We start from the raw sequence: 24,808 nt of genomic DNA, 5'->3' as shown, positions 1-24,808 counted from the left end.
TCCTTCCGGAACTGCGCTTTTTTTATTGCGTTCGCTTTTTGCAGCCGGGGGCCGTCAGCCTACGTCAGCCCACCCACTTGCGCGCATTCCGGAACATGCGCATCCATGGCGAATCCTCGCCCCAGCCCTCCGGGTGCCAGGACTGCGTCACACTGCGGAACACGCGTTCGGCATGCGGCATCAGCACGTTGAAACGGCCATCCGGCGTGGTCACCGAGGTGATGCCTTGCGGCGAGCCGTTCGGGTTGTACGGATAGGCTTCGGTCACTGCGCCCTTGTTGTCGATGAAGCGCATCGCCACCAGCGCCTTGTTGACGTCGCCGGTCAGCGAGAAGTCGGCAAAGCCTTCGCCATGCGCGACCGCGATCGGCGTTTGCGTGCCGGCCATGCCTTGCAGGAAGATCGACGGCGAGTCCTGCACTTCGACCATCGAGAAGCGCGCTTCGAATTGCTCCGACTTGTTGCGCGTGAACTTCGGCCAGTCCTGCGCGCCCGGGATGATCGATTTCAGGTTGCTCATCATCTGGCAGCCGTTGCAGATGCCCAGCGAGAACGTGTCCTGGCGTTGGAAGAATTGCGAGAACTGCTCCGCCAGTTGCGCGTTGAACAGGATGGTCTTGGCCCAGCCTTCGCCGGCGCCAAGCACGTCGCCGTAGGAGAAGCCGCCCACTGCAATCAGGCCCTTGAAATCGTCCAGCTTGGCGCGGCCGGCAATCAGGTCGCTCATGTGCACGTCGACCGACTCAAAGCCGGACTTGTGCATCACGTAGGCGGTTTCGATATGCGAATTGACGCCCTGCTCGCGCAGGATCGCCACACGCGGACGCGCACCGATGTTAAGGAACGGCGCCGCGATGTCTTCCTGCGGATCGAACGTCAGCTTCGGTGTGATGCCTGGATCGGCGAGGTCCAGCAGGCGCTCGTATTCAGCGTCGGCGCAGGCCGGATTGTCGCGCAGGCGCGCGATGCGCCAGCTGGTTTCGCTCCACAGGCGATGCAGTGCGCTGCGCGGCTGGCTGTAGATGTTCTTGGCGTCGCGCATGAACTCGATCACGTCGCGATTGTTCGGCTTGCCGATGATGTGGCTGCAGGCCCCCAGGTTATAAGTGCGCAGCACGTTCATGACTTCCGACTTCTGGTCGGCGCGCACCTGGATCACCGCGCCCAGCTCTTCGTTGAACAAGGCCCGCAGCGTCAGTTCGTTGCGGCGTTCGCCAACTTGCGCGGTCCAGTTCTTGGAGTCGCCCCAATCGGCGGCATGTTCGCTCTCCATGGCCAGGATGTCGAGGTTGATCGACAGGCCGCTGCGACCGGCAAAGGCCATTTCCGCCAGCGTGGCGAACAGGCCGCCATCGGAACGGTCATGGTAAGCCAGCAACTGGCCTTCCTTGTTCAATTGCTGGATCGCGGCGAAGAAGCCCTTGAGGTCTTCGGCGCTGTCGACGTCCGGCGTTTCGTTGCCGATCTGTTGCATGACCTGGGTCAGCGCGGATGCGCCCATGCGGTTCTTGCCGCGACCGAGGTCGATGGCGATCAGCACGGTGTCGCCCAGGTCGGTGCGAATCTGCGGCGTCAGCGTGCGGCGTACGTCTTGCACCGGTGCGAACGAGGATACGATCAGCGACACCGGCGACATCACCGACTTCGCGGCGCCGTCATCTTTCCACGTTGTGCGCATCGACAGCGAATCCTTGCCGACCGGGATCGACACGCCCAGCGCCGGGCACAATTCCATGCCGATGGCCTTGACGGTGTCGAACAGTGCGGCGTCCTGACCAGGCTGGCCACAGGCCGCCATCCAGTTGGCCGACAGCTTGATGTCGGAAATCTTGTCAATCGCTGCAGCGGCGATGTTGGTGATCGCTTCGCCGACCGCCATGCGGCCCGACGCAGCGGCGTTGATCACCGCCAGCGGCGTGCGCTCGCCCATCGCCATTGCTTCGCCGAGATAGCCTTCCAGGCTCATTGCGGTGACGGCGCAGTCAGCGACAGGCACCTGCCACGGACCGACCATCTGGTCGCGCACGGTCATGGCGCCGACGCTGCGGTCGCCGATGGTGATCAGGAAGGATTTGTCGGCCACTGTCGGCAGGCGCAGCACGCGGTGCGACACTTCCACCAAATCCATGCCGGTCAGATCGACCGGCGGCAATTCCACTGCAACGTGCTTGACGTCGCGGTGCATCTTGGGCGGCTTGCCCAGCAGCACGTCCATCGGCATGTCAACCGGGTTGTTGTTCTGCTCGGCGTCGACCAGCTTCAACTGGCGCTCTTCCGTGGCAGTGCCGACCACGGCGAACAGGCAGCGCTCGCGCTCGCACAGGTAGCGGAACAGCGGCAGTTGCTCAGGCGCGATCGCCAGCACATAGCGTTCCTGCGATTCGTTGCTCCAGATTTCCTTCGGCGCCAGGCCGCTCTCTTCCAGCGGAATCTTGCGCAGGTCGAAAATCGCGCCGCGCTTGGCGTCGTTGGTGATTTCCGGGAATGCGTTCGACAGGCCGCCGGCGCCGACGTCATGGATCGATAGGATGGGATTGTCGTCGCCCATGGTCCAGCAGGCGTTGATGACTTCCTGCGCGCGGCGTTCCATTTCGGGATTGCCGCGTTGCACCGAGTCAAAGTCCAGGTCCGCCGTATTGGCGCCGGTTGCCATCGACGACGCAGCGCTGCCGCCCATGCCGATGCGCATGCCGGGACCGCCCAGCTGGATCAACAGGCTGCCGACCGGCAGGTCGTTCTTCTTGGTGTGCTTGGCGTTGATGCTGCCGATGCCGCCGGCGATCATGATGGGCTTGTGATAACCCTGCACGTTGCCACCGACATTTTGTTCGTAGGTGCGGAAATAGCCGCCCAGGTTGGGCCGGCCGAATTCGTTGTTGAACGCGGCGCCGCCAAGCGGGCCGTCGATCATGATCTGCAAGGGCGAAGCGATGCGATCGGGCTTACCGTAGATGCCGCCTTGCGCGAGTGCATCGCGCTGTGCCGGCGCTTGCGCGACGTCGCGGGCGTTTTCCCACGGCTGCACGGCATGCGTGACCATCAGGTTGGAGACGGTGAAGCCGGTCAGGCCTGCCTTCGGCTTGGCGCCGCGGCCGGTTGCGCCTTCATCGCGGATTTCGCCGCCGGCGCCGGTGGAGGCGCCCGGGAATGGCGAAATCGCGGTCGGGTGATTATGCGTCTCGACCTTCATCAGGATGTGGGTCAGTTCGTCCGATGCTTCGTAGACGTTGCCCTTGGCCGCACCGCGCTGGTAGAAGCGCGAGATGTTGGCGCCTTCGATCACGGACGAGTTGTCGCTGTAGGCGACCACGGTGCCTTCCGGATGCAGCTCGTGGGTGTTGCGGATCATGCCGAACAGCGACTTGCTTTGCTTCTCGCCGTCGATGGTCCAGTCGGCGTTGAAAATCTTGTGGCGGCAGTGTTCGCTGTTGGCCTGCGCGAACATCATCAGTTCGACGTCGGTAGGATTGCGCTGGGCGCGGGTGAAGGCGTCGACCAGATAGTCGATCTCGTCGTCGGACAGGGCCAGGCCGAGTTCGGTATTGGCGTTTTCCAGCGCCGCTTTGCCGCCGGCCAGCAGGTCGATGAATTCCAGCGGCTTGGCTTGCAGCTCGCTGAACAGGCCTGCCGCTTCCTGCGGCGTGCGCAGGACCATGTCGGTCATGCGGTCGTGCAGCAGTGCGGCGACTGCAGCGATACTGGCCTCGCCGAGCTTCTTGGCGCCGCCCAGCAGGCCGCTCTTGACCTGCACGTGATAGGCGATGCCGCGCTCGATGCGGTGAATGTTCGCCATGCCGCAGTTGCGGGCGATGTCAGTGGCCTTGCTGGCCCACGGCGAAATGGTGCCGAAGCGCGGGATCACCACGAATTCGTCACCCTCGGCGGCGCCGCTGAACGGCTCGCCGTAGGTCAGCAAACCGTCGAGGCGGTCCTGGTCTTGCTGCGACACCTCACCGACTGCGTCGATGAAATGGATGAAGCGTCCGGTCACGCCCGTGATGGCGGCGTCGACAGCTTGCAGTTGGGACAGGAGGCGTTGGGTGCGGAAGGCGGAAAGGGCATTGGAGCCCGGCAGAATCAGCATGGCAGGAAGTCAGGATTTGGCGGTGGAATCGAGTCGCATCAGGTCCGGAGCGTTAGGGCCTGTTAACAATTAATTTGCGAGATGCGTTGCTGCCAGAAAGCGTGCTGGCAAGGCGCGTGGCGCAGCAGCTGGTGGGCCCACCTGCAAGCCATGCAACGCCGCCAGCGCGCTTTCTGGCAGCAACCCTTCGGGAACGGCTGCAGGCGTCGCCTGTCGTTGTTGCAGCTCCTTGCCGTAGCACCGCTACGTCGCGTCGCTGCGCCTAGACAGTCAACGCCTGCCGCGCGTTCGCATTCGCAAATTAATTGTTAACAGGCCCTGCATCTGCGTCGGAAAATACGAAAACCCGAATTATACCTTGCCCACCCTGTTCCAGCCCACGAAAACGCCATTCCGGCAGGAAAGCAATCCGGAATGGCAGTCGACTGGCAACATCAGGGGCGAAGACTTAAAAATCCTTCAACACGATCTTGCCGATCACGCGGCCGCCTTCCAGGTCGGCATGCGCCTGGCGCAGGTTGGCGGCATTGATCGGCGACAACACTTTGCTGAGCGTGGTGCGGATCACGCCCTGGTCGATCAGGGCGGCGATTTCATTGAGCAGCTTGCCCTGCTCGCCCATGTCCGGGGTCTGGAACATCGACCGCGTGAACATGAATTCCCACACGAAACCGGCGCTCTTGGCTTTCAGCAACGACACGTCCAGCGGCGCGCTGTTCTCGACGATGGTGGCGATCGTGCCCTGCGGTGCAATGGCCTGCGCCGCCGCCGGGAAATGCTTGTCGGTATCGTTCAGGATCAGCACATAGTCGACCTGCTCGAAACCGATGTCCTTGAGCTGCGCTGGGATGTCGCCGAAATGGTTGATCACCTGCTGCGCGCCCAGTTCGCGCACCCATTTTTCCGATTCCGGACGCGACGCCGTGGCGATCACGTTCAGGCCGACCACCTTGGCCGCGAGCTGGATGGCGATTGAGCCGACGCCGCCGGCGCCGCCGATGATGAGAATGCTGGGGGCCTTGCCGGCCGCAGCTTCGGCTTTGCGCGGAACGCGCAGACGTTCGAACAAGGCTTCCCAGGCAGTGATGGCGGTCAGCGGCAAGGCCGCGGCCTCTTCCACCGACAGCGAGGCCGGCGCATGGCCAACGATGCGTTCATCGACCAGCTGGAATTCGCTGTTGCTGCCCGGACGCGTGATATCGCCGGCGTAGAACACGTGGTCGCCGACCTTGAAGCCGGTGACGTCGGCGCCGATCGCTTCGACCACGCCGGCGGCATCCCAGCCGAGCACGCGCGGCGCGTCTTCGATCTTGTCCTTGGGTGCGCGCACCTTGGTGTCGACTGGATTGACGGCGATTGCCTTGACTGCCACCAGCAGGTCGCGGCCTTGCGGCGTCGGGCGCGGCAGATCGACATCAAACAGGGATTCGGGGTTGGCGATGGGCAGATAACGCTTCAGGGCCACGGCTTTCATGGTGTTTTTCCTTTATCAAAGCACCCGGCAACGTCCGGGAGATGAGGCATTATCACCGCATCGCAAAAACAGATAAATAGACTTAAAATTGAATTACTTACAAATTTAATTTGAAAATTAACATTCGCCATGTACGCGACCACCGACCTGCAATTGCTGATCCACACCGCCGACACCGGCAGCCTGTCGCAGGCCGCGCGCATACTCGGAGTTTTGCCGGCCACCGCCAGCGCCAGCCTTAAGCGTATCGAGCAGCGCCTCAATACTCGCCTGTTTGCGCGCTCCACGCGTAGCATGCGGCTCACGCCCGAGGGGGAAATTTTCCTGGAATATTGCCGCGACGCGCTGGCGCTGCTGCAGGAAGGCGAAACCCTGCTCAGCAGCGGCAAGGATGCGATCCAGGGGCATATCCGGCTGTCGATGCCGTCCGACATCGGACGCAATGTGCTGTTCCCGTGGCTCAACGAATTCCAGGCACTGCATCCCGCGGTGAAGTTCACGATGCAGTTTTCGGACCGGGTCGCAGATCTGTTCCGGGACGCGGTCGACGTTGCCATCCGTTCCGGCAAACTGGGCGATTCATCGCTGGTGTCGCAACAATTGGCGACCGGCCGGCGCGTGCTGGTGGCGTCGCCGGATTACCTCCGTCGCCAAGGTACGCCGCAAACGCCGAACGACCTGGTGCGTCACAACTGCCTGCTGTTCTACCTGAAACAGGGCCTGTTCAATCAATGGCGTTTCCAGAACGGCAAGCAAGCCATTGACGTCAAGGTGCAAGGCGACCGCATGACCGACGACGCGTCGATTGCGCGCGAATGGGCCGTGGCGGGCGTGGGTATTGCCTACAAATCCTGGATCGATGTACGCAGCGACGTGCGCGCCGGACGGCTGGCGACCGTGCTGGACGCGTATTGCCAGGAAGAGATTCCGCTCAACGCGGTCTACCCCCATCGCAACAGCGCGTCGCCGACCGTGCGTGCGCTGGTGGCGTTTTTGCGTACGCGTTTCGACGCGCTGGACGCATTGAACGAATCAAATGCAAAATGAAAAACGGCCCGGTCGACTGGCGTCGAACCGGGCCGGCGGGAACAGATGCGGTCGCTTACTTCACAACCAGGCTGTTCTTCACGCCCTTGACGCCTTCTACTTTGCGCGCCACCTCAGATGCCTTGAGCGAGGCAGCACTGTTGTTCACGAAACCGCTCAGTTGCACGATGCCCTTGAAGGTCTCGACGCCGATTTGCAGCGTTTTCAGGTTCGGCTCTTCGAAGATCGCCGCCTTCACCTTGGTGGTGATCACCGAGTCGTCGATGTACTGGCCGGTGCTGGCCTGTTGGGGCGTCGAACCGCAACCGGCCAGCGCCAAGACGAACAGGGCAAAAAAGAATGTGGCAAAACGTTTGGTCATGGTGTTCACCTTTTTAAATTTATGGATGCGTGTTGATACGAAACTACAAGATACAAGACGCTTGTTCCGGCAAACCGGTAAACCGCTTTGCTGCGGCTGGCGCTACTGTAACCAGTCAACGCCTGAAATAACAAGCCCCTTTCAGAGGAAAAGTCAGGTTGCAGGTTCCCGTAACCGGGCGACAATTCCCAAAATGTCGAAATCGGTTGGATCCTTTTTCGATCCCGCTGCGATATTGCCGCAAAAAGCGGCAACTACGCTGTACGCCGCCGCGATTTGGTATCATTCAGGCCGCATTACGGGGCGAGTATCGGGCGAACACCCCGGACGGATCATCGGCGCACCTCGGCAAGCAGCGCCAGCACGGGTCGACAAGGCTTTTCCACCGGGTCGGCCTCGATTGAATTAGTGACGATAATAGTGACGCATAACAAAACACTGAAGCAGATTGCCATTGTGGGCGGGGGCCTGTCGGGGGTAACCACAGCCTATTTCCTGGCGCGTGCCGGTTTCGAAGTCGCGGTGCTGGAACGCCGCGCCAACGTCGCCGAAGAAGCCACGTTCGGCAACTCCGGCCTGCTTGCGCCCAGCGTGGTGCAGCCGCTGGTTCTGCCGGCGATCACGCGCACCGCTTTTTCCAACCTGTTCAAGAATGAACCGCCGATCCTGGTCAAGTCCGGCTTCAACCCGTCGCGCTGGCGCTGGGTGCGCAAATCGCGGCGCGAATACCAGGACTATTTTTCGCTCAACAAGCAGCGCCTGACGCGCTTGTCGGCCTACGGCCAGATGCTGACCCAGCACCTGCAGGAACAGTACGCCCTGGAAGAAGAAAACAGCCAGGGCCTGCTGCATCTGTTCCGTAATCAAGCGGACGCAGAACGCTGCGCCGCGATCGAGACGAGCCTTAAACAATTCGAACTGCCGCGCCAGCAACTCAAGGGCCAGAATGCCATCAGGGAGGTCGAACCGGCGTTCCAGTCGGACACCCCGATTTCGGGCGCGCTGTACTACCCGAAAGATGGCGCCGGCAACTGCGTCCTGTTCGTCAAGCAACTGCGCGCAATCGCCCAGTCGATCGGCGTGCAATTCCATTTTTCGCAATCGGTGAAAGCAGTCCGGCCTGAACTGGGTGGCCGCGTCTCGATCGACGTCGGCAGCGCTGACGGCGACAGCACCCTCACCGTTGACGGCGTGGTGCTGGCTGCGGGCATGCAAAACCTGCCGCTGCTCAAGCCGCTCGGATTGTCCCTGCCGTTGTGCCCGGTGCAGAGCTACAACGCCATGGCGGCCGTCAAGAATCTCGACGAAGCACCCAACACGACGCTGTTCGATGAGACCTACAAAGTCGCTATCGCCCGTGTCGGCAATCGTATCCGCGTCTCCGGCCTGCTCGGCTTCCTGCCGCGCACCGAACTGCCGCATCCCAAGGCCATCGCCAGCCTGCTCAAGGTAGCCAACGACTACTATCCGAACGCGGCCAATTTCAACACCGCCAACTTCTGGAGCAGCACCTTCGCGCTGCAACCCAACGGCATGCCGCTGGTAGGCGGCACCGCGCACGGCAATGTCTTCGTCAACACCGGCCACGGCGCCCACGGCTGGGCGGCTGCCGTCGGCTCGGGCAAGTTGCTGGCCGACGCCATGGCCGGCCGCGAGACGGAAATCGACAGCGACGGTTTGCTGATCTCCTCGGTTCTTGGCTGACACGCTGCGCAGGCGGCGGTGCGGCCGCCACAGCCTGCGCGGTTTTCATGTCTGCGGATTTTTTTCAATTGACTTAGAATGGTCGCGCCAGCACCATTCCTGCTTTCCCTCCGTTTCATACTCACCTTTTACCTTATCGGGCTGCGTCGTCTATGAGTGCGCTTTATTCGATTGCTGAGATTCGCCAGATCGAACATGCCGCCCAGGCGGAACTGCCCTCCTACACGCTGATGCAACGCGCGGGCGAAGCCTGCGCCCGCCGCGCGCTGAGCCTGGTGGCCGGCGACGACGATGTCCATGTACTCGTCCTCGCGGGCCCCGGCAACAATGGCGGCGACGCGCTGGAAGCGGCGCACTACCTGTCCCAGTTTGAACTGCAGGTCGCGGTCGCCTTGCACGCCGATGAAGGAAAACAACCCGAGGATGCCCGCAAGGCGCTGCAACGCGCGCGTGAATCCGAGGTGGAATTCCTCGACGTCGCCGACGCGGCACATCTGACACATAAGCGCTGGACGCTGGTCATCGATGGCCTGTTCGGCATCGGCCAGACGCGGCCGATCGGCGGCAAGCTGCGCGCCTGCGTCGACTACGTCAATTCGCTGCGTTGCCCGGTGCTGGCCATCGACATCGCCAGCGGCCTGAGCGCCGATACCGGCGCCATCGTCGGCGGCGCCGGCTGCATGGCGGTACGCGCCACACACACGCTCAGTTTCATCGGCGACAAGCCCGGCATGCACACGTGCGACGGTCAGGATTTCAGCGGTGAGATCGTCATCGACAACCTCGATATCGATGAAAAACACCTGCCCGCGCCGCATGCGCAACTCAATGAACTCGCGCTGTTCGCATCCGCCTTGAAACCCCGCGCCGGCAACACGCACAAGGGCAGCTACGGCGACGTCATCGTAGTCGGCGGCGCCCACGGCATGGGCGGCGCCCCGGTGCTGGCGGCGCGCATGGCGGCGCATGCCGGCAGCGGACGTGTGTTCATCGCCTTCGTCGACGATGCACCGGCCTACGACAGCGTGCATCCGGAACTGATGATGCGCCAGGCCGATCGCGTCGAATTCGGCGCCGCCTCGGTGGTGGTCGGTCCCGGCCTCGGTACCTCGCGCCACGCGCATGACGTGCTGTCGCGCGCACTCGATGCACACGGCCGCATCGTGATCGACGCCGACGCGCTGAACATGATCGCCGCCGAACCCGGCCTGCAGCACAAGCTGCAGAGTCGCCCGCAGCATACCAGCATCATCACGCCGCATCCGCTGGAAGCGGCGCGCCTGCTGGACGTCACCACCGTCGAAATTCAGAACGACCGGCCGGCCGCCGCACGATTGCTGGCGCGCCATTTCAACAGCATCGCCATCCTCAAAGGTGCAGGCACCGTCATCGCGTTCCCTGACGGCGACATCGTCATCAACGCGACCGGCAATCCGGCACTGTCCACTGCCGGTACCGGCGACGTCCTGTCCGGCCTGTGCGGCGCCTTGCTGGCACAGGGCTGGCCGACGACGCTGGCGGCGCTGGCGGCCGTCTGGATGCACGGCAAAGCCGCCGATCAACTGGTCGACCTCGGCATCGGCCCGGTCGGCCTGACCGCCAGCGAAGTGATTCCGGCGGTGCGCACCCTCCTCAATCAAATCATCAGAGACCATGCCCGCTAATATTGCGTCACACCCACGGCTCTGGCTTGGCATCATCTTTCTGATTTCGGCATTGTGGACACTGTCGTTGCTGGATACCGCAGGCAAATTACTGGGCATGGCCGGCTATCACGTGGTGATGATTGCGTGGATGCGCTACACCATCAACACCGTGTTCATGGCAGCCACGCTGATGCCGCTGTACAAGCGTCGCCACGGTCGCAGCATCCTGAATTCGACCCGGCCACGCCTGCAGGTCTTGCGCGCACTGGCGTTGCTACTGTCGACGCTGGTGTTCTTTTCAGTGCTCAAGATCGTGCCGCTGGCCGAAGGCACGGCGATGAATTTCTGCGCGCCGCTGATCGTGCTGGCGGTGTCCCCGTGGCTGCTGGGTGAAACCACGTATATCTCGCGCTGGATCGCCGTGGGGGTGGGATTCGCCGGCATGCTGATCGTGATCCGTCCGGGCGGCGACATTCCGGCGCACGGCGTGGTGCTGGGCTTACTGTCGGCGGCGACGTATGCCACCGTGTCCATCCTCAATCGCAAGGCCAACCAGGCCGACGATCCGATGGTCACGCTGTTCTACGGTGGTTTGGTGGGGATGGTGATCAGCAGCCTGATGGTGCCGTTTTTCTGGTCGCCGCATACGCCCGATGCGACTGAATGGATGATCCTGGCGTCGACCGGCATCACCAGCACGATCGGCCATTTCTTCATGAACAGCGCTTACCGGCACGCCGAAGCGTCCGTACTGACGCCGTTCGCCTACAGCCAGATCATCTCGGCCAGCGCGATGGGCTGGCTGGTGTTCAACCAGTTTCCCGACGCCATCACCATCCTCGGCATCGCCATCATCTGCGCCAGCGGCATGGGCATCGCGTATGTCGAACACCGGCGCGCGCATCCGTTGCGGGCGATGGCGGATGCCGCGAAAACAGCCGCTTAAGTTTCGACCAACCGCCCTGCTGCAATCGTGATCGTCTGCGCGCAGCGCGCCGCGATCGACGGATCGTGCGTGACCAGCACCAGCGTCGAGCCACGCTCCTTGTTCAACTCGAACATCAACTGGATCACCGCTTCGCCGGTGGTGGCGTCCAAACTGCCGGTCGGTTCGTCGGCCAGCAGCAGAGGCGGCTCGGTCACGAAGGCGCGTGCCAGCGCGACGCGCTGCTGCTCACCGCCGGACAGGTATTTGGGATAGTGCTTGAGACGGCTGCCCAGTCCGACCCGCGCCAGCATGCGTTCGGCCTTGCCGCGCGCATCGGCGTCGCCGCGCAGCTCCAGCGGCAGCATGACGTTTTCGACCGCGTTGAGATGGCCGAGCAGCTGGAACGACTGGAACACGAAACCGAGCTTGTGCTTGCGCAGCGCCGCGCGGCCGTCTTCGTCGAGCGCAAAGATGTCGACGCCATCAATCCTGACGGTGCCGTCGGAAGGCGTATCCAGCCCTGCCAGCAATCCCAGCAGCGTCGACTTGCCGGAACCGGAAGCACCGACAATGGCCAGCGTGGTTCCCGCCTGCACGTTAAAATTGACGTCGTGCAAAATCGCCAGCTCGCCGGCTTTGCTGATGGCGGTCGCCTCGGCGGCGACATCAGCGACGCGCTTGGATAGATTGACGACTTCGATGGCGGAAGTGTTGGCAATGGTGGAACTTGAAGACACAGAGGAATCAGGCATGCAATCGAATGGAAGATGGATGAAGGCGATGAAAAGACATGATGTACGCTGGCGCCGCCTGTTGGCCGCGCTGCTGACGATGCCCCTGCTGATGCTCGCAGCGAGCGCCTATTCTGCACCAAAAAACCTGCTTGTGCTTGGCGACAGCCTCTCCGCCGAATACGGTCTGACGCGCGGCAGCGGCTGGGTGGCGCTGCTCGATAAACGGCTGCAGCAGGAGAAAATCGGCGCCGGCGTCACCGCCGTTATCAATGCCAGCATCAGCGGCGAAACCACCATCGGCGGCAAAACCCGCCTGCCGGCGCTGCTGAGCAAGCATGCGCCCGACATCGTGATCATCGAACTGGGCGCCAACGACGCGCTGCGCGGCCTGCAGTTGAGCGCCACCCAAGCCAACCTGCAGGCGCTGATCGACATGGCGCGCGCGGCCAAGGCCAAGGTGGTGCTGGTGGGGATGCAGATTCCGCCGAATTACGGCGCTGATTACACCAATAAGTTCTCGCAGTTGTTCCCTGCGGCTGCAAAGCAGAACAAGACCGCGCTGGTGCCATTCTTCCTGAAGGATGTGGCCGACAAGCCGGCGCTGTTTCAGGCCGACCGCATGCATCCCAACGAACAGGCGCAGCAGACGCTGCTGGACAATGTCTGGCCGGCGCTCAAGCCTTTGCTCAAATAGTCACGGGGATTTGTTTGACCGGCGCGTGCAGATCGAGGAAGCGCCGCAGCAGCGTCGCCGATTGCGGCGTCTCGCAAACCTGGGCGCACATGGCGGCGGTGTCGATGCCGCATTTGCCGTAGACCTCGGTGTAATAGGCCAGATGAGCGCGAACGAACTCACCGGTGAATTCCGGATGGAACTGCGCTGAGAAAATGTTCGGCGCCAGTCGCAGCATGTGATGCGGGTCCATCGGCGAGCTGGCCAGCACGGCTGCGCCCGGCGGTGGTTCCAGCACCACTTGCGAATGCAGCATGTGGGCTTCGAAACTCTCCGGAATCTCTTTCAGCAAATGCTCACCGGCAGCGACCGCATGCCGTGTCACCGCCATGGTGCCGGCCACGCGCCCGGCCGGGTTGTATCCGACCTTGCCGCCGAAGGCGTGCGACAACAATTGATGCCCATAGCAGACGCCGAACATCGGCAGCCCGTGTTCGGCCGCGCGACGCAACCACGCCGCAGTGCGCTCGCTCCAGTCGACCAGGTCGGTGACCATGGTCGGCGAACCAGTGATCAGCACCGCGCGGTATTGCTCCGGCTCACGCAGGAACTGGCCCTGGAACACCGAGACGATTTCAGTCTCGTCATCGTGCAGGCCGGCGGCTTTTTGCAGCTGGACGGCATAGCTGCCGTACGACTGGCGCAAATCGTCGACGGGGTCACCGGTGTGGATGATCAGTACGGGAGTGACCGATCCGGCTGCGGCTGGAACAGATGCTGATACTGCGGCTGACACTGAGGCTGACATGGACGCGGCTTCAAGGACTAAGGTTAAGGTTGATTGTACGTGCGGCGCGGCACGCCGAAGCTGCAAAAAAGGCCGCATAAGCGGCCTTTTTTGTCTGATGCAAATAATTTGCGAAAAAGCAATTTATTTGGCAGCGTCGGCTGGTTTACCGTCGGTCGCCCCGGCTGCTTCGCCGCCCTTCAGGATCTTGGTCTTGGCCTTTTCCTTCAGGAAGTTGATGTAGGAGAGCATTTCCTGCTCAGCCAGCGTGTTGGCGATCTGCTCCTGCTCAGTCTTGCGGCGGGCTGCGTCAGGCGCAGCAGGCTGCGCCACCTTGGTGATGCGGAATACGCTGTAGCCCTGGCCCGGCACTTCGATGCCGGTATAAGCCGGTAGCTTGGCGGTATCGGCCTTCATGACGGCCAGGAAGGCATCCTGGTTCCAGCCCTGGGTTTTCACGCGCGAAGCCACCTTGGCTTCGCCGAAACCGGCGGCATCATCCTTGGCCTTCAGCTCGGCCATCTTGGCTTCACCGGCCTTCTTGGCCAAGGCAAGTTCTTCGGTTTGCGTCACCAGTTCACGCACGATGGTCTTGACGTCGTCAAAGGCGCGCTTGGTGACCGGCTTGTACTCGACGATATGACCGGCGATCAGCGTGGTCGGTGCGACCTGCACCGCTTCCGAATTGTGTTTGCCCTTGATGGTGTCGTCGGTAAACAGCGCCTTCAGGAACTTCGGATTGTTGTAGACCGTGTTCGGCGGCAGCGTCGGATTGGCCTGGCGCGTCACGCCCGTGGCAGTTTCGATCTTCAGCTTGAGCTTGTCGGCCACTGGCTTGAGGCTGTCGCCCTGTTCGTAGACGGTGTTGTTGAAGGTCTCGGCCAGTTCGGCGTACTTCTTGGCGCCCAACTGCTTCTTGATCTCAGCGGAGATTTCACCCTTCACTTCGTCCAGCGGCTTGACCGAGCCCGGCTTGATGCCGGTCAGCTGGATGATGTGATAACCGTAGTCGGACTCGACCGGATCGCTGATCTCGCCTTGCTTGAGCTTGTAGGCAGCGTCTTCAAACGACTTGAGCATGGCGCCCTTGCCGAAGAAACCGAGGTCGCCGCCCTGGTCCTTGGAACCCGGATCCTGCGAGTTGGCCTTGGCCAGTTTGGCGAAATCGCCCGGCGTCTTGCGCAGTTGCGCCACCAGGCCCTCGGCCTTGGCCTTGACGGCAGCCTTGTCGGCGGCGGATGCGCCCTTCTTCACTTCCAGCAGGATGTGGCTGGCGCGACGCTGTTCGTCGGTAGAGTATTGCTTGATGTTCTGGTCGTAGTAGGACTTGACGTCGGCGTCGGACACGCTGACCTGCGCAGCCACGGCGGCGCTGTCGAGCACCACGTATTCGATTTTTGCCTGTTCCGGCACTTCGAACTTGCTGCCGTTCTTGTCGTAGTAAGCCTTGAGCATGTCGTCGGTCACCTTGACCTGGCCGGCGAAGGACGCCGCCTTGAACGACAATTCCTGCACGGTGCGTTCCTGGTCGTTCAGGTCGGACAGGCGCGCGGCGACCGTCTTCGGTGCGAACGCGGTGCCTTGCACGGCGGCGTTGAGCTGTTGCAGGCCCATGTCGCGGCGCAGGCTGGCTTCATAACCCTTCGGGGTCAGGCCCTGGGCCGCCAACAGGACGCGGTACTGTTCGCTGTCGAACGTGCCGTCCGCCTTCAGCAGGCCGGGAATCTGCATGATGCTTTGCTGCAGCGTCAGGTCCGACACGGACAGCTTGTCGTTGACGACTTCAGCCGCCAGCGCACGCTGGGCAATCAGGTTTTCCAGTACGGCGCGGCGCGCTTCAGGCGTGTCGAACACCTTCGGATCGATCTGACCGCCGGACATCTGGCGCATGCGCTCCAGTTGCTGGCGCTGCGCGGCGTCCCATTCTTCCTTGGTGATGGTCTGCCCGGCCACCTTGGCCACGGCATTGTCGCCATCGGACAGACGGCTGTAACCTTCAAGGCCGAAGAACGCGAAGGACGGGAAAATAAACAGCAGCAGCAGGAATTGCATCAGGCGCTGATGGTTACGGATAAATTCAAACATTGGTCAGCCGATCACGAAATCAGAAACAAGGACATCAAATGACATCAGTTACCGCACACTCGCCGTCCGGAAACCGGTCAGCCAGTGCGCACACAGGAACGCATAAGAAAAAAGGCGAACTCACGTTCGCCTCGTAGCAATGCTCATGCTGGCGGAGCAGATTGCGCTGCTCTGGGAGATGCCGCCTTGGCAACAACGCCCGCGCGTCATTATACACAGCCAGCTGCGCCAAGTCACCGATGCTGCCTTGGGGAAATGCGTCAAAAACGGGGATCAGGGTGCGTTTGCGCGAGTTTGCGCGAGTTTGCGTTATCATCCGGCCCGTAAACGTCCCAAGGCAAACAGGAATCGGTCATGACAAAGCTGGAAGAAATCGTCAAACGGCAAAAGCAAGGCGCGAAATTCGTGCTCTCGTTTCAGATGCTGGGCATGGATGTGGAGACGTTCGATACGGTCGCGCAGACCTGGCTCGAGCACGGCGGCCCCGGTTTCGAGGCTGCCGGCGTGCCTTTTCGCAAGGTGATCGACGGCGAATTCCTGATCGCCCGCCTGACCGTGGTCAAGACCGCTGAAGAGTGATCGCCCGCTGATTATTCGTACTTGCGCGCGTCCTCGATGACCTTGCCGTCATTGGGCAGGCTTCCCGGCGCCGCAAACAAAACCTCTCCCCTCAGCTTGGTAATGTCGCGCACGCTGTCGGCAATCGCCACCGCCTGCGCCGCTGCACTTTCCATGTCTGCAGTTTCACAATGCAGCGTCATGCTGTCGTTGGCCATCTCGCCGCTGACCACCAGCCGCGCCTTCAGAATCAATCCGTGGCGCCGCGTAATCTCCGCCACCTGCGAAGGATGCACGAACATGCCGCGCACCTTGGTGGTCTGGTCGGCACGCCCCATCCAGCCCTTGATGCGTGTATTCGTGCGGCCGCACGGCGAGACGCCGTCCAGCGCAGCGGTCAGGTCGCCGGTGCCGAACCGGATCAGCGGATAGTCGGGATTGAACGACGTCACCACCACTTCGCCGACCTCGCCCGGTTTGACCGGGTCGCCGGTTCCGGGACGGACGATTTCGAGGATCAGGTCTTCGTCGAGGACCATGCCCGGATTGACCTTGCCTTCGCTGATCGACTCATATGCGATGTTGCCGATGTCCGCCGAAGCGTATAGCTGCAACACGTTCGGCACGCCGTTGTCGTGGAACCAGCTGCGCAGCGACGGCGGCAATGCTTCGGCGCTGACCAGCGCGCGTTGCAGGCTGCCGAGGTCGGCGCCCATTTCCTGCGCCTTCTCGATGATGATCTTGAGGAACGACGGCGTGCCGACATAAGCATCCGGACGCAGCGACACCATGGTCTGGACCTGCAGTTCAGTCTGGCCGATGCCCGACGGAATCACCGCACAGCCGAGCTTGGCCGCCGCGCCTTCGGCCATGAAAGCCGCCGGCGTGAAATGGTAGGAAAAACAGTTCTGGATGATATGCCCGGAGCGCAGCCCCAGCGCGCGCATCGGCCGCTCGAAGCGCCACCAGTCCTGGCTGTGTCCTTCCGGATCGAAGATCGGCCCCGGTGACACGAACAGCCGGCGCAACTGGCGATGCGGCGTGGTGTTGAGTCCGCCGAACGGCGGCGTGGTCGCCTGCAGATCTTTCAGATCCGATTTGCGCGTGACCGGCAATTGCGCCAGTGCAGCACGCGTGCCGATGTCGCCGGCGCTGACGCCCTTGAGGATGCGGCTCCAGCCTTCGCCGCCCTGCGCACGCGCCACCAGGCCGGGCAAGGCAGACATGAGTGCGGCTTCGCGTTGTTGCGGATCGCGTTGTTCAAGAGGATCGAGAATGTCGGACATGAATTTACCGTATGCGTGGACTGAGGAAGGATTGCATCAAGCCAGCCAGCGCTTGCGTCGACGATAGAACTTCATGTCGCGGAAATTCTTGCGCCCCGCCGCCGACACGCCAAGATAGAACTCCTTGACGTCTTCATTGCTGGCGAGATCGTTGGCCGCACCTTCCATCACCACCCGGCCGTTCTCCAGGATGTAGCCGAAGTCGGCATAGCGCAGCGCCACCATGGTGTTTTGCTCGGCCAGCAGGAAGGACACGTTTTCCTTGGTGTTGAGGTCTTTGACGATCTCGAAAATCTCTTCCACGATCTGCGGCGCCAGCCCCATCGACGGTTCGTCGAGCAGGATCATCGACGGCTTGGCCATCATGGCGCGGCCGATCGCGGTCATCTGCTGCTCGCCGCCGGAGGTGTAGCCGGACTGCGACTTGCGGCGCACCTTCAGGCGCGGGAAGTAGTCGTAGATTTTTTCCAATTCACGCTTCACTTCGGCGTTGCTGATGTTGCGCGTGTAGGCGCCGGTCAGCAGGTTTTCTTCGACCGTCAGATGGCCGAAGCAATGCCGGCCTTCCATCACCTGGATCACGCCGCGCTTGACCAGGTCGTTGGGCGTCATGCGGTCGACACGCTCGCCCTTGAATTCGATGCTGCCCTTGGTGACGTCGCCGCGCTCGGCCCCCAGCAGATTGGAAATCGCCTTGAGCGTGGTGCTCTTGCCGGCGCCGTTGGCGCCCAGCAGCGCCACGATCTTGCCTTCCGGCACCGCCAGCGAGACGCCCTTGAGGACCAGGATCACGTGGTCGTAGATGACTTCGATGTTGTTGATGTTGAGTGCTGTACCCATGCTTGCTCCGGCTTGGACAAACTTGTCCGGACCTGCGTGTTCGGACCTGCCTGTTCAGATTTTTTCCTGCTCAAAAAAGCGTCGATGCGCCCGACACATTTCAACGCACCGACGCCAAGGCCTGTATTTATTTCATGCAGGCAGGGGTAATACCCTTTTCTTTCGCGTACTTCGCGGCAGAGGCCTTGAACAGCGGGTGGATCAGGTTCTTGTTGCCTTCGATCCAGTCCGACACCAGCACCCACTTAGTACCGTCCCATTGCTGGATCTTGACCTTGCCCGAACCCTCGTGGTTGTCGCAGGAAGTCTTGATTTCAGGCAGCAGGCCGGTAGCGCCCAGCTGTTGCAGACGCGCGTTGGTGATGTTCAGATTCTCCAGGCCCCAGCGCACGTCTTCGCCGCTCATGACCTTCTTGCCGAACTTGCCTTGTGCAGTACGCACGGCTTCCACCGTGGCGATGGCTGCCGAGACGCCGCGGTTGTACAGGATCGAGCCGATCTTGGCCTTGTCCTGCAGGTTACCCTTGCCGGCGCCGTAGACCACCTTCTCGATATCGGCGATCAGCGGCACGCCCTTGCCGGCCACGTTCCAGGTCGCGCTCATGTAACCCTTGGCGGCGTCGCCTGCAGGAATCGTGTCTTCCTCAGAGCCGGCCCACCACGAACCGATGATCTTGTCGCGTGCAAAACCGACTTTCTGCGCCGCCTTCAGCGCAGTCTGGTTCATCACGCCCCAGCCCCAGAAGATCACGTAATCAGGATTCTCCTGGCGGATCTTCAGCCATTGCGCGCCCTGCTCGTTGCCCGGATGGGCGACGGGAATCTGCACCACCTTGAACTTGCCCAGCGTGGCTTCAGCTTCCAGCGCCACGATAGGCTCCTTGCCGTAGGCCGAATCGTGATACAGGAACACGATCTTCTTGCCGGCCAGCGAACCGCCGTTCTTGGTCGTGAGGAACTTGACGATCGCCGACACCTGCATCTGGTAAGTCGTCACCAGCGGGAAGGCGTACGGGAACACCGAGCCGTCCACTGCATCGGTACGGCCATAGCCCATCATCAGCAGCGGCACTTTGTCTTCCACGCTTTTGTCGATCAGCGCGTAGGAAATGCCGGTCGCCATCGAGTTGATCGCGGTGCCCTTGGTCACTGGATTCTTGTTCTTCATGCGCTCATAGCACTCGACGCCCTTGGCGTTGTTGTACTCGGTTTCGCACTCTTCCCAGGACAGCTTGACGCCATTGACGCCGCCTTCCTTGAGATTGACGTAGTTCAGGTAATCGACGTAGCCGCCGTAGTAGGACTGGCCGTTGGTGCCGTACGGGCCGACGCGATAGCTCGGAATCGCAATGAACTGGTCGCTGGCCTGGGCCATCGCCGGCAACGCGGGAGCCAACAGACTTGCAGCGACGGTCGCGGCAAGCACCAGCTGTTTGATATTTTTCATACGTGTCTCCTTGAGTTTTATTACCCATGTGCGTACTTGTATTGAACGCATCGTTTTGCTTCTGAAAAACAGTAGATCTGTTAATGCGGGAACGGCCACAGGCGCAACTTCTCCTTGGTGATCTGCCACAGGCGCGCCAGTCCGTGCGGCTCGACAATCAGGAAGAAAATGATCAGCCCGCCGAACAGCATGAGCTGGATATGCGACACCGTCGCATTCGTGAACGGCAGGTGCAACAGCGACGCCAGCGGCGGCAGCACGTTGTCGAGAAAAATCGGCAGCAGCAGGATGAAGGCAGAACCGAGGAAGGCGCCGAGGATGCTGCCGACGCCACCGATGATGATCATGAACAGAATGCGGAACGACAGGTCCAGCGAGAAGCCGTCCGGCTCCACCGAACCGAGGTAGCAGAACGCATACAGCGCACCGGCCACGCCACAGAAGAACGAACTCACCGCAAACGCCAGAAGCTTGGTGCGCATCAGCTGGATGCCGATCACTTCCGCCGCCACGTCCATGTCGCGCACCGCCATCCAGGCGCGGCCGGTAGAGGAGCGCACCAGATTCTTGGCCAGCATCGCCATCACGCAAACAATGGCGAGCACGAACAGGTACTTCCTGACCGGCGAGTTGATGGCGATGCCGAAGAAGTCGATCTTCTGCGTGCTGATCACACCCGAGGAGCTGTTGTTGGAGAACCAGGAAAATTTGGTCAGCGCCCACACCACGAAGAACTGCGCCGCCAATGTCGCCACGGCCAGATAGAAGCCCTTGATACGCAGCGAAGGCAAACCAAACACGATGCCCACCAGCGCCGCGCAACCGCCGGCCAGGATGAAGGACAGCACGATGGGAATGCCTTCGATGCGCAGCTGGAAGTTGTAGGCCGCGTAGGCGCCCACCGCCATGAAAGCGGCCGAGCCCAGCGACAACTGGCCTGCATAGCCGGTCAGGATATTGAGCCCCAATGCCGCCAGTGCAAACACCAGGAAGGGAATCAGGATCGCCGAAAACCAATATTCGCTGCCAATCAGCGGAATGCCGACGAAGGCGATGGCCAGCAGGATCGCCATGCCGATGCGATCCTGGCGGATCGGGAATATCTGGCTGTCAGCAATGTACGACGTCTTGAACTGCCCTGCCTCACGATAAAGCATAGTGTTTCTCCTGTGTCTCCATGCGGCGAAGCGTCAATGTGCTTCGTCCTTTATTTTTCATTGCTTGGCCGGGATCAGGCCCGCTCAGACCCGATCAATGTGTCGTTCGCCGAACAGCCCCTCCGGACGCACCAGCAGGAACAGCAGCGCGAACACGTACGGGAACCATCCCTCGATGCCGCCGAAGTTGCCGCCGAACAGATCCTGCAAGACCGGCGGGATGTAAATCTCGGCCAGCTTCTCCGATGCGCCGATGATCAGGCCGCCGACGATTGCGCCCGGGATTGACGTAAAACCACCGAGGATCAGCACCGGCAACGCCTTCAGCGCCGTCATCGTCAGCGCGAACTGCACGCCGTTACGCGAACCCCACAGCAAGCCGGCCACCAGCGCCACGAATCCGGCCACGCCCCACACCACCGCCCAGATGTGTTGCAGCGGAATACCCAGCGACAAGGCCGCCTGGTGATCGTCGGCGACGGCGCGCAAAGCGCGACCGACCTTGGTCTTCTGGAAGAACAGCGCCAGCAGCGCCACCAGTCCGATCACCATGCCGGAGGCAAACAGGTCGAATTTGGAAATACCGATGCCGATGCTATCCATCACCGACATGATCGGTTCGTCGACGATGCCCAGTTCGATCGGACGCACTTCGCTGCCGAACAGCAAAGGTCCCAGGCCTTCGAGGAAAAACGCCAGCCCGATGGTCGCCATGAACAAGGTGATCGGCGGCTGATTGACCAGCTTGCGCAGCACGAAGCGCTCGGTCGCCAGCCCTACCAGGATCATCACCACGAAGGCGCCGATGATGGCCGCCCACATCGGCATGCCCTTTTCCATCAGTCCGACCACCGCCAGCGCGGCGAAATACACCATCGCGCCCTGGGCAAAATTGAAGACGCCGGAGGCCTTGTAGATCAGCACGAAGCCGAGCGCCACCAGGGAATACATGAGGCCGGACAACAATCCGCTCAGCGTCACTTCAAAGAAAAATTGCATCTGCACTCTCCACTTGTTCCGCTTGTTCTGCTTCTTTTGCTTGTTCCAATCCTCGACAACTTCAATGCGAAGTGCCGAGGTAAGCTTTGATGACTTCGGGATTGGCCATCACTTCGTCCGGTGTGCCGTCGCCGATCTTCTTGCCGTAATCGAGCACCACCACGCGATCCGAAATGTCCATCACCACGCCCATGTCATGCTCGATGAGCACGATGGTGGTGCCGAATTGTTCGTTGACGTCGAGGATGAAGCGGCACATGTCCTGCTTCTCTTCCACGTTCATGCCAGCCATCGGTTCGTCCAGCAGCAGCATCTCCGGCTCGGCCGCCAGCGCACGCGCCAGCTCGACACGCTTCTGCAGGCCGTACGGCAGGCGCCCGACCGGCGTCTTGCGGATGTGCTGGATTTCGAGGAAGTCGATCACTTCTTCGACCTTGTGCCGGTGCAGGATTTCTTCGTTGCGGGCGCTGCCCCACCAGATTGCGTTGGCGAGGAAACTCGAATGCATCTTGGTGTTGCGCCCGGTCATGATGTTGTCGAGCACGGTCATGCCCTTGAACAAGGCGATGTTCTGGAAGGTACGGGCGATGCCCTGCCGCGCCACCTTGCTCGGATGCATGCTGTGACGCTGCTCGCTGCGGAACACGATATTGCCCTTCTGCGGATGGTAGACGCCATTGATGACGTTGATCATCGAGCTCTTGCCGGCGCCGTTGGGGCCGATGATGGCGCGAATTTCATGTTCGCGCACATTGAATGAAATGTCGGTCAGCGCCTTGACGCCGCCGAAGGATAGCGAGATGTTCTGCAAGTCGAGGATGACTTCGCCGATCTTGCGCACGCCGTCGCCCTCGCCGCCCATTTCTCCTGCGCTGGCCTGTCGTTCCTGCTCCATCGGCTGCACTTCTTCCGTGATATGTCTTTTCATGGTGGTCATGCAGGCCTATGCCGCTTGGTTGAGGTTGGCGAAAGTCTTGACGTCGGCAATCCTGAGATCGGCCGCGATCATGCCCTGGCGACCGTCTTCGAATTTCACCTGCGTTTCGATGTACTGCGACTGCTTGCCGGAATACAGTGCATCGATCAGCACCGCGTATTTCTCAGCGATGAAACCACGCCGCACCTTGCGTGTGCGCGTCAGCTCGTCGTCGTCGGGGTCCAGCTCCTTGTGCAGCACCAGGAAGCGATGCACTTGCGAATCGGCCAGCAAGGGATCCTGCACCAGGTCGGCGTTGACTTTTTCCACGCAGTCGGCCACCAACGCATACACGCTCTCGTGCGCGGCCAGGTCGGTATAACCGCTGTACGCAAGATTGCGACGCTCGGCCCAGTTGCCGACGGCGTCCATGTCGATGTTGATGAAAGCCGTGCATTGCTCGCGTTGGTTGCCGAACACCACGGCTTCCTTGATGAAGGGGAAGAACTTCAGCTTGTTCTCGATGTACTTGGGCGCGAACATCGTGCCGCAGGCCATCTTGCCGACATCCTTGGCGCGATCGATGATCTTGAGGTGGCCGTCGCTGTCGAAGAACCCTGCGTCGCCGGTGTGGAAGTAACCGTTTTCGTCGATCGCTTCGGCGGTGGCGTCGGGACGCTTGAAGTAGGACTTCATCAGGCCCGGCGAACGCACCAGCACTTCGCCGCTGGCGTCGATGTGTACTTCGACGCCGCGCATCGGCCGGCCCACGGTATCGAGCTTGACATCGCCGGACGGCTGCATGCACACGGTCACGCAGGTTTCGGTCATGCCATACAGCTGCTTGAGGTTGATGCCCAGCGAACGGTAGAAGTCGAACAGGTCGGGGCCGATCGCCTCGCCGCCAGTGTAGGCCACGCGGATGCGCGACATGCCCAGCACGTTCTTGAGCGGACCGTAGATGACCAGGTTGCCGATCGCGTACAGCAGGCGGTCGGCCAGCGAGACATCCGGCTTCTTGTCGAGGATGCGCATGCCGACGCGGCGAGCGATTTTCATGAACCCGTGGAACAGCTTGCGCTTGACCCAGCCGGCGTCCTCGATGCGGATCATCACTTGCGTGAGGATGTTTTCATAGATGCGCGGCGGTGCGAAATAATAGGTCGGTCCGATTTCGCGCAAGTCGCTCATGACGGTGCTTGGCGACTCCGGGCAATTCAGGCAAAAGCCGGCCACGTGAGTCTGTGCGAATGAATACAGGAAGTCGCCCACCCACGCCAGCGGCAGGTAGCACAGCACGTCGTCATTCTCGTTCAACTGGTCGAAATCGACCAGCGTCTGCGCCGTCGCGATCATCGCCGCATGGGTGTGACACACTCCCTTGGGCTTGCCGGTGGTGCCGGAGGTGTAGAGGATGATGGCGATGTCGTCGGTGGTCAGCGCATTGACCTGATCCATGAAGAATGTCGGATTGGCCTTGTCGTAGGCGCGACCCAGTTCCTGCACGCCGGCGAACGACGACAACTCCGGCTGGCGGTAATTGCGCATGCCGCGTTCGTCGTCATAGATGATGTGCGTCGGACGTTCGGTGCCATCCGAAAAATTCAGCTTGATGTCAAAGACCTTGTCGACCTGCTCCTGGTCTTCAGCGACGACGAAATCAATCTCGGCGTCGTTGAGCACATAGGACATGTCGGCCGCCGGCGCGTCCTGATACAGCGGCACGGGCATGCCCCCCAGGCATTGCGTGGCCGACATCGCCCAATACAGGCGTGGGCAATTGTTGCCGATGATCGCCAGACTCATGCCGCGCTTGAAACCAAGCGCGGCCAGGCCGCAGGCGAACGCTCTCACTTCATCCGCCACCTGGGCCCACGTCGTGGTTTGCCAGATGCCGAGATCCTTTTCGCGGAACGCCGGACGATCCGGGCGCGCCTGTGCATGCATCAGGAGCAGCTGAGGAAATGTCTGCGCTCCTGGACGTTGTGTTGTCTCCACCATCGTCCCACCTTTATTTATAAACGTCCGCTTGCCGGATAACGGTCTTGTGCCGGACGTTCTGGGTTCAGTGTGTCAAGTCAG

The 24,808-nt window shown here is 61.5% G+C and carries 19 protein-coding genes; 6 read left to right on the top strand and 13 right to left on the bottom strand.

Annotation, left to right across the window (positions count from 1 at the left end; genetic code table 11):
• Window positions 1-64: 64 nt before the first annotated feature.
• Both purL and ACIROY_RS02015 read right to left on the bottom strand, forming a co-directional pair.
• Window positions 65-4,084 carry a phosphoribosylformylglycinamidine synthase gene (purL, locus tag ACIROY_RS02020; RefSeq protein ID WP_402271745.1) on the bottom strand — a complete coding sequence of 1,340 codons (4,020 nt, stop codon included), beginning with the start codon at window positions 4,082-4,084 and terminating at the stop codon, window positions 65-67.
• Between the two features lie 448 nt (window positions 4,085-4,532).
• Window positions 4,533-5,558, bottom strand: a complete 1,026-nt coding sequence (locus tag ACIROY_RS02015) for a zinc-binding alcohol dehydrogenase family protein (protein WP_402339224.1) — start codon at window positions 5,556-5,558, stop codon at window positions 4,533-4,535.
• A 129-nt stretch (window positions 5,559-5,687) separates the two neighbouring features.
• Here ACIROY_RS02015 and ACIROY_RS02010 point away from each other — a divergent pair, with 129 nt between their 5' ends.
• Window positions 5,688-6,605, top strand: coding sequence for a LysR family transcriptional regulator (locus ACIROY_RS02010; RefSeq protein ID WP_402271749.1), 918 nt, complete (start codon window positions 5,688-5,690; stop codon window positions 6,603-6,605).
• A 55-nt stretch (window positions 6,606-6,660) separates the two neighbouring features.
• On the opposite strand, the gene ACIROY_RS02005 is transcribed toward ACIROY_RS02010, so the two are convergent.
• The gene (locus ACIROY_RS02005) at window positions 6,661-6,966 is read right to left on the bottom strand and encodes a BON domain-containing protein (protein ID WP_402271751.1); all 306 of its coding nucleotides are present in this window, start codon (window positions 6,964-6,966) and stop codon (window positions 6,661-6,663) included.
• A 420-nt stretch (window positions 6,967-7,386) separates the two neighbouring features.
• Between ACIROY_RS02005 and ACIROY_RS02000 the strand changes: the two genes are divergently transcribed.
• The 3 genes from ACIROY_RS02000 (at window position 7,387) to ACIROY_RS01990 (ending at window position 11,262) form a co-directional block, all read left to right on the top strand.
• Window positions 7,387-8,670, top strand: a complete 1,284-nt coding sequence (locus tag ACIROY_RS02000) for an FAD-dependent oxidoreductase (RefSeq protein ID WP_402339223.1) — start codon at window positions 7,387-7,389, stop codon at window positions 8,668-8,670.
• Between the two features lie 152 nt (window positions 8,671-8,822).
• Window positions 8,823-10,334, top strand: a complete 1,512-nt coding sequence (locus tag ACIROY_RS01995; RefSeq protein ID WP_402339221.1) for an NAD(P)H-hydrate dehydratase — start codon at window positions 8,823-8,825, stop codon at window positions 10,332-10,334.
• Window positions 10,324-11,262 carry a DMT family transporter gene (locus ACIROY_RS01990; RefSeq protein ID WP_402339220.1) on the top strand — a complete coding sequence of 313 codons (939 nt, stop codon included), beginning with the start codon at window positions 10,324-10,326 and terminating at the stop codon, window positions 11,260-11,262. Before ACIROY_RS01995 ends, ACIROY_RS01990 begins: the two co-directional genes overlap by 11 nt.
• On the opposite strand, the gene ACIROY_RS01985 is transcribed toward ACIROY_RS01990, so the two are convergent.
• Window positions 11,259-11,996 carry an ABC transporter ATP-binding protein gene (locus ACIROY_RS01985; protein WP_402339218.1) on the bottom strand — a complete coding sequence of 246 codons (738 nt, stop codon included), beginning with the start codon at window positions 11,994-11,996 and terminating at the stop codon, window positions 11,259-11,261. The two genes, ACIROY_RS01990 and ACIROY_RS01985, sit on opposite strands and share 4 nt — an antisense overlap.
• 28 nt (window positions 11,997-12,024) lie before the next feature.
• Here ACIROY_RS01985 and ACIROY_RS01980 point away from each other — a divergent pair, with 28 nt between their 5' ends.
• On the top strand, window positions 12,025-12,672 hold the full coding sequence (locus ACIROY_RS01980; RefSeq protein ID WP_402339216.1) for an arylesterase: 648 nt from the start codon (window positions 12,025-12,027) through the stop codon (window positions 12,670-12,672).
• On the opposite strand, the gene ACIROY_RS01975 is transcribed toward ACIROY_RS01980, so the two are convergent.
• Both ACIROY_RS01975 and ACIROY_RS01970 read right to left on the bottom strand, forming a co-directional pair.
• Entirely contained in the window at window positions 12,665-13,459 is a 795-nt protein-coding gene (locus ACIROY_RS01975; RefSeq protein WP_402271765.1) for a glutamine amidotransferase, read from the bottom strand. The genes ACIROY_RS01980 and ACIROY_RS01975 overlap by 8 nt on opposite strands.
• Window positions 13,460-13,582: 123 nt before the next feature.
• The gene (locus ACIROY_RS01970) at window positions 13,583-15,523 is read right to left on the bottom strand and encodes a SurA N-terminal domain-containing protein (protein ID WP_402339214.1); all 1,941 of its coding nucleotides are present in this window, start codon (window positions 15,521-15,523) and stop codon (window positions 13,583-13,585) included.
• A 354-nt stretch (window positions 15,524-15,877) separates the two neighbouring features.
• Between ACIROY_RS01970 and ACIROY_RS01965 the strand changes: the two genes are divergently transcribed.
• On the top strand, window positions 15,878-16,102 hold the full coding sequence (locus ACIROY_RS01965; RefSeq protein ID WP_402271771.1) for a hypothetical protein: 225 nt from the start codon (window positions 15,878-15,880) through the stop codon (window positions 16,100-16,102).
• A gap of 11 nt (window positions 16,103-16,113) precedes the next feature.
• Here ACIROY_RS01965 and ACIROY_RS01960 read toward each other — a convergent pair whose 3' ends face one another.
• From ACIROY_RS01960 to ACIROY_RS01930, 7 genes are all read right to left on the bottom strand, one after another.
• On the bottom strand, window positions 16,114-17,367 hold the full coding sequence (locus ACIROY_RS01960) for a phenylacetate--CoA ligase family protein (RefSeq protein ID WP_402271773.1): 1,254 nt from the start codon (window positions 17,365-17,367) through the stop codon (window positions 16,114-16,116).
• Window positions 17,368-17,403: 36 nt separating this feature from the next.
• The gene (locus tag ACIROY_RS01955; protein WP_116432636.1) at window positions 17,404-18,207 is read right to left on the bottom strand and encodes an ABC transporter ATP-binding protein; all 804 of its coding nucleotides are present in this window, start codon (window positions 18,205-18,207) and stop codon (window positions 17,404-17,406) included.
• A 127-nt stretch (window positions 18,208-18,334) separates the two neighbouring features.
• Window positions 18,335-19,654, bottom strand: coding sequence for an ABC transporter substrate-binding protein (locus ACIROY_RS01950; RefSeq protein ID WP_402271776.1), 1,320 nt, complete (start codon window positions 19,652-19,654; stop codon window positions 18,335-18,337).
• Between the two features lie 80 nt (window positions 19,655-19,734).
• Window positions 19,735-20,811 (bottom strand): branched-chain amino acid ABC transporter permease, encoded by a 1,077-nt coding sequence (locus ACIROY_RS01945; RefSeq protein WP_402271778.1) that lies wholly within the window; start codon window positions 20,809-20,811, stop codon window positions 19,735-19,737.
• A gap of 84 nt (window positions 20,812-20,895) precedes the next feature.
• A complete protein-coding gene (locus tag ACIROY_RS01940) occupies window positions 20,896-21,810 on the bottom strand; it encodes a branched-chain amino acid ABC transporter permease (protein ID WP_402271781.1) in 915 nt (304 codons plus the stop codon).
• 61 nt (window positions 21,811-21,871) lie between these two features.
• Window positions 21,872-22,705: an ABC transporter ATP-binding protein gene (locus ACIROY_RS01935; RefSeq protein WP_402340125.1), complete on the bottom strand. Its 834-nt coding sequence runs from the start codon at window positions 22,703-22,705 to the stop codon at window positions 21,872-21,874.
• Window positions 22,706-22,753: 48 nt separating this feature from the next.
• Window positions 22,754-24,727 carry an AMP-dependent synthetase/ligase gene (locus ACIROY_RS01930; RefSeq protein ID WP_402271782.1) on the bottom strand — a complete coding sequence of 658 codons (1,974 nt, stop codon included), beginning with the start codon at window positions 24,725-24,727 and terminating at the stop codon, window positions 22,754-22,756.
• Between the last annotated feature and the right edge of the window lie 81 nt (window positions 24,728-24,808).

The organism is Herbaspirillum sp. NPDC101396 (assembly GCF_044767365.1).
Taxonomy (GTDB): Bacteria; Pseudomonadota; Gammaproteobacteria; order Burkholderiales; family Burkholderiaceae_D; genus Herbaspirillum.
This window is presented reverse-complemented; position numbering and strand designations above follow the sequence as displayed.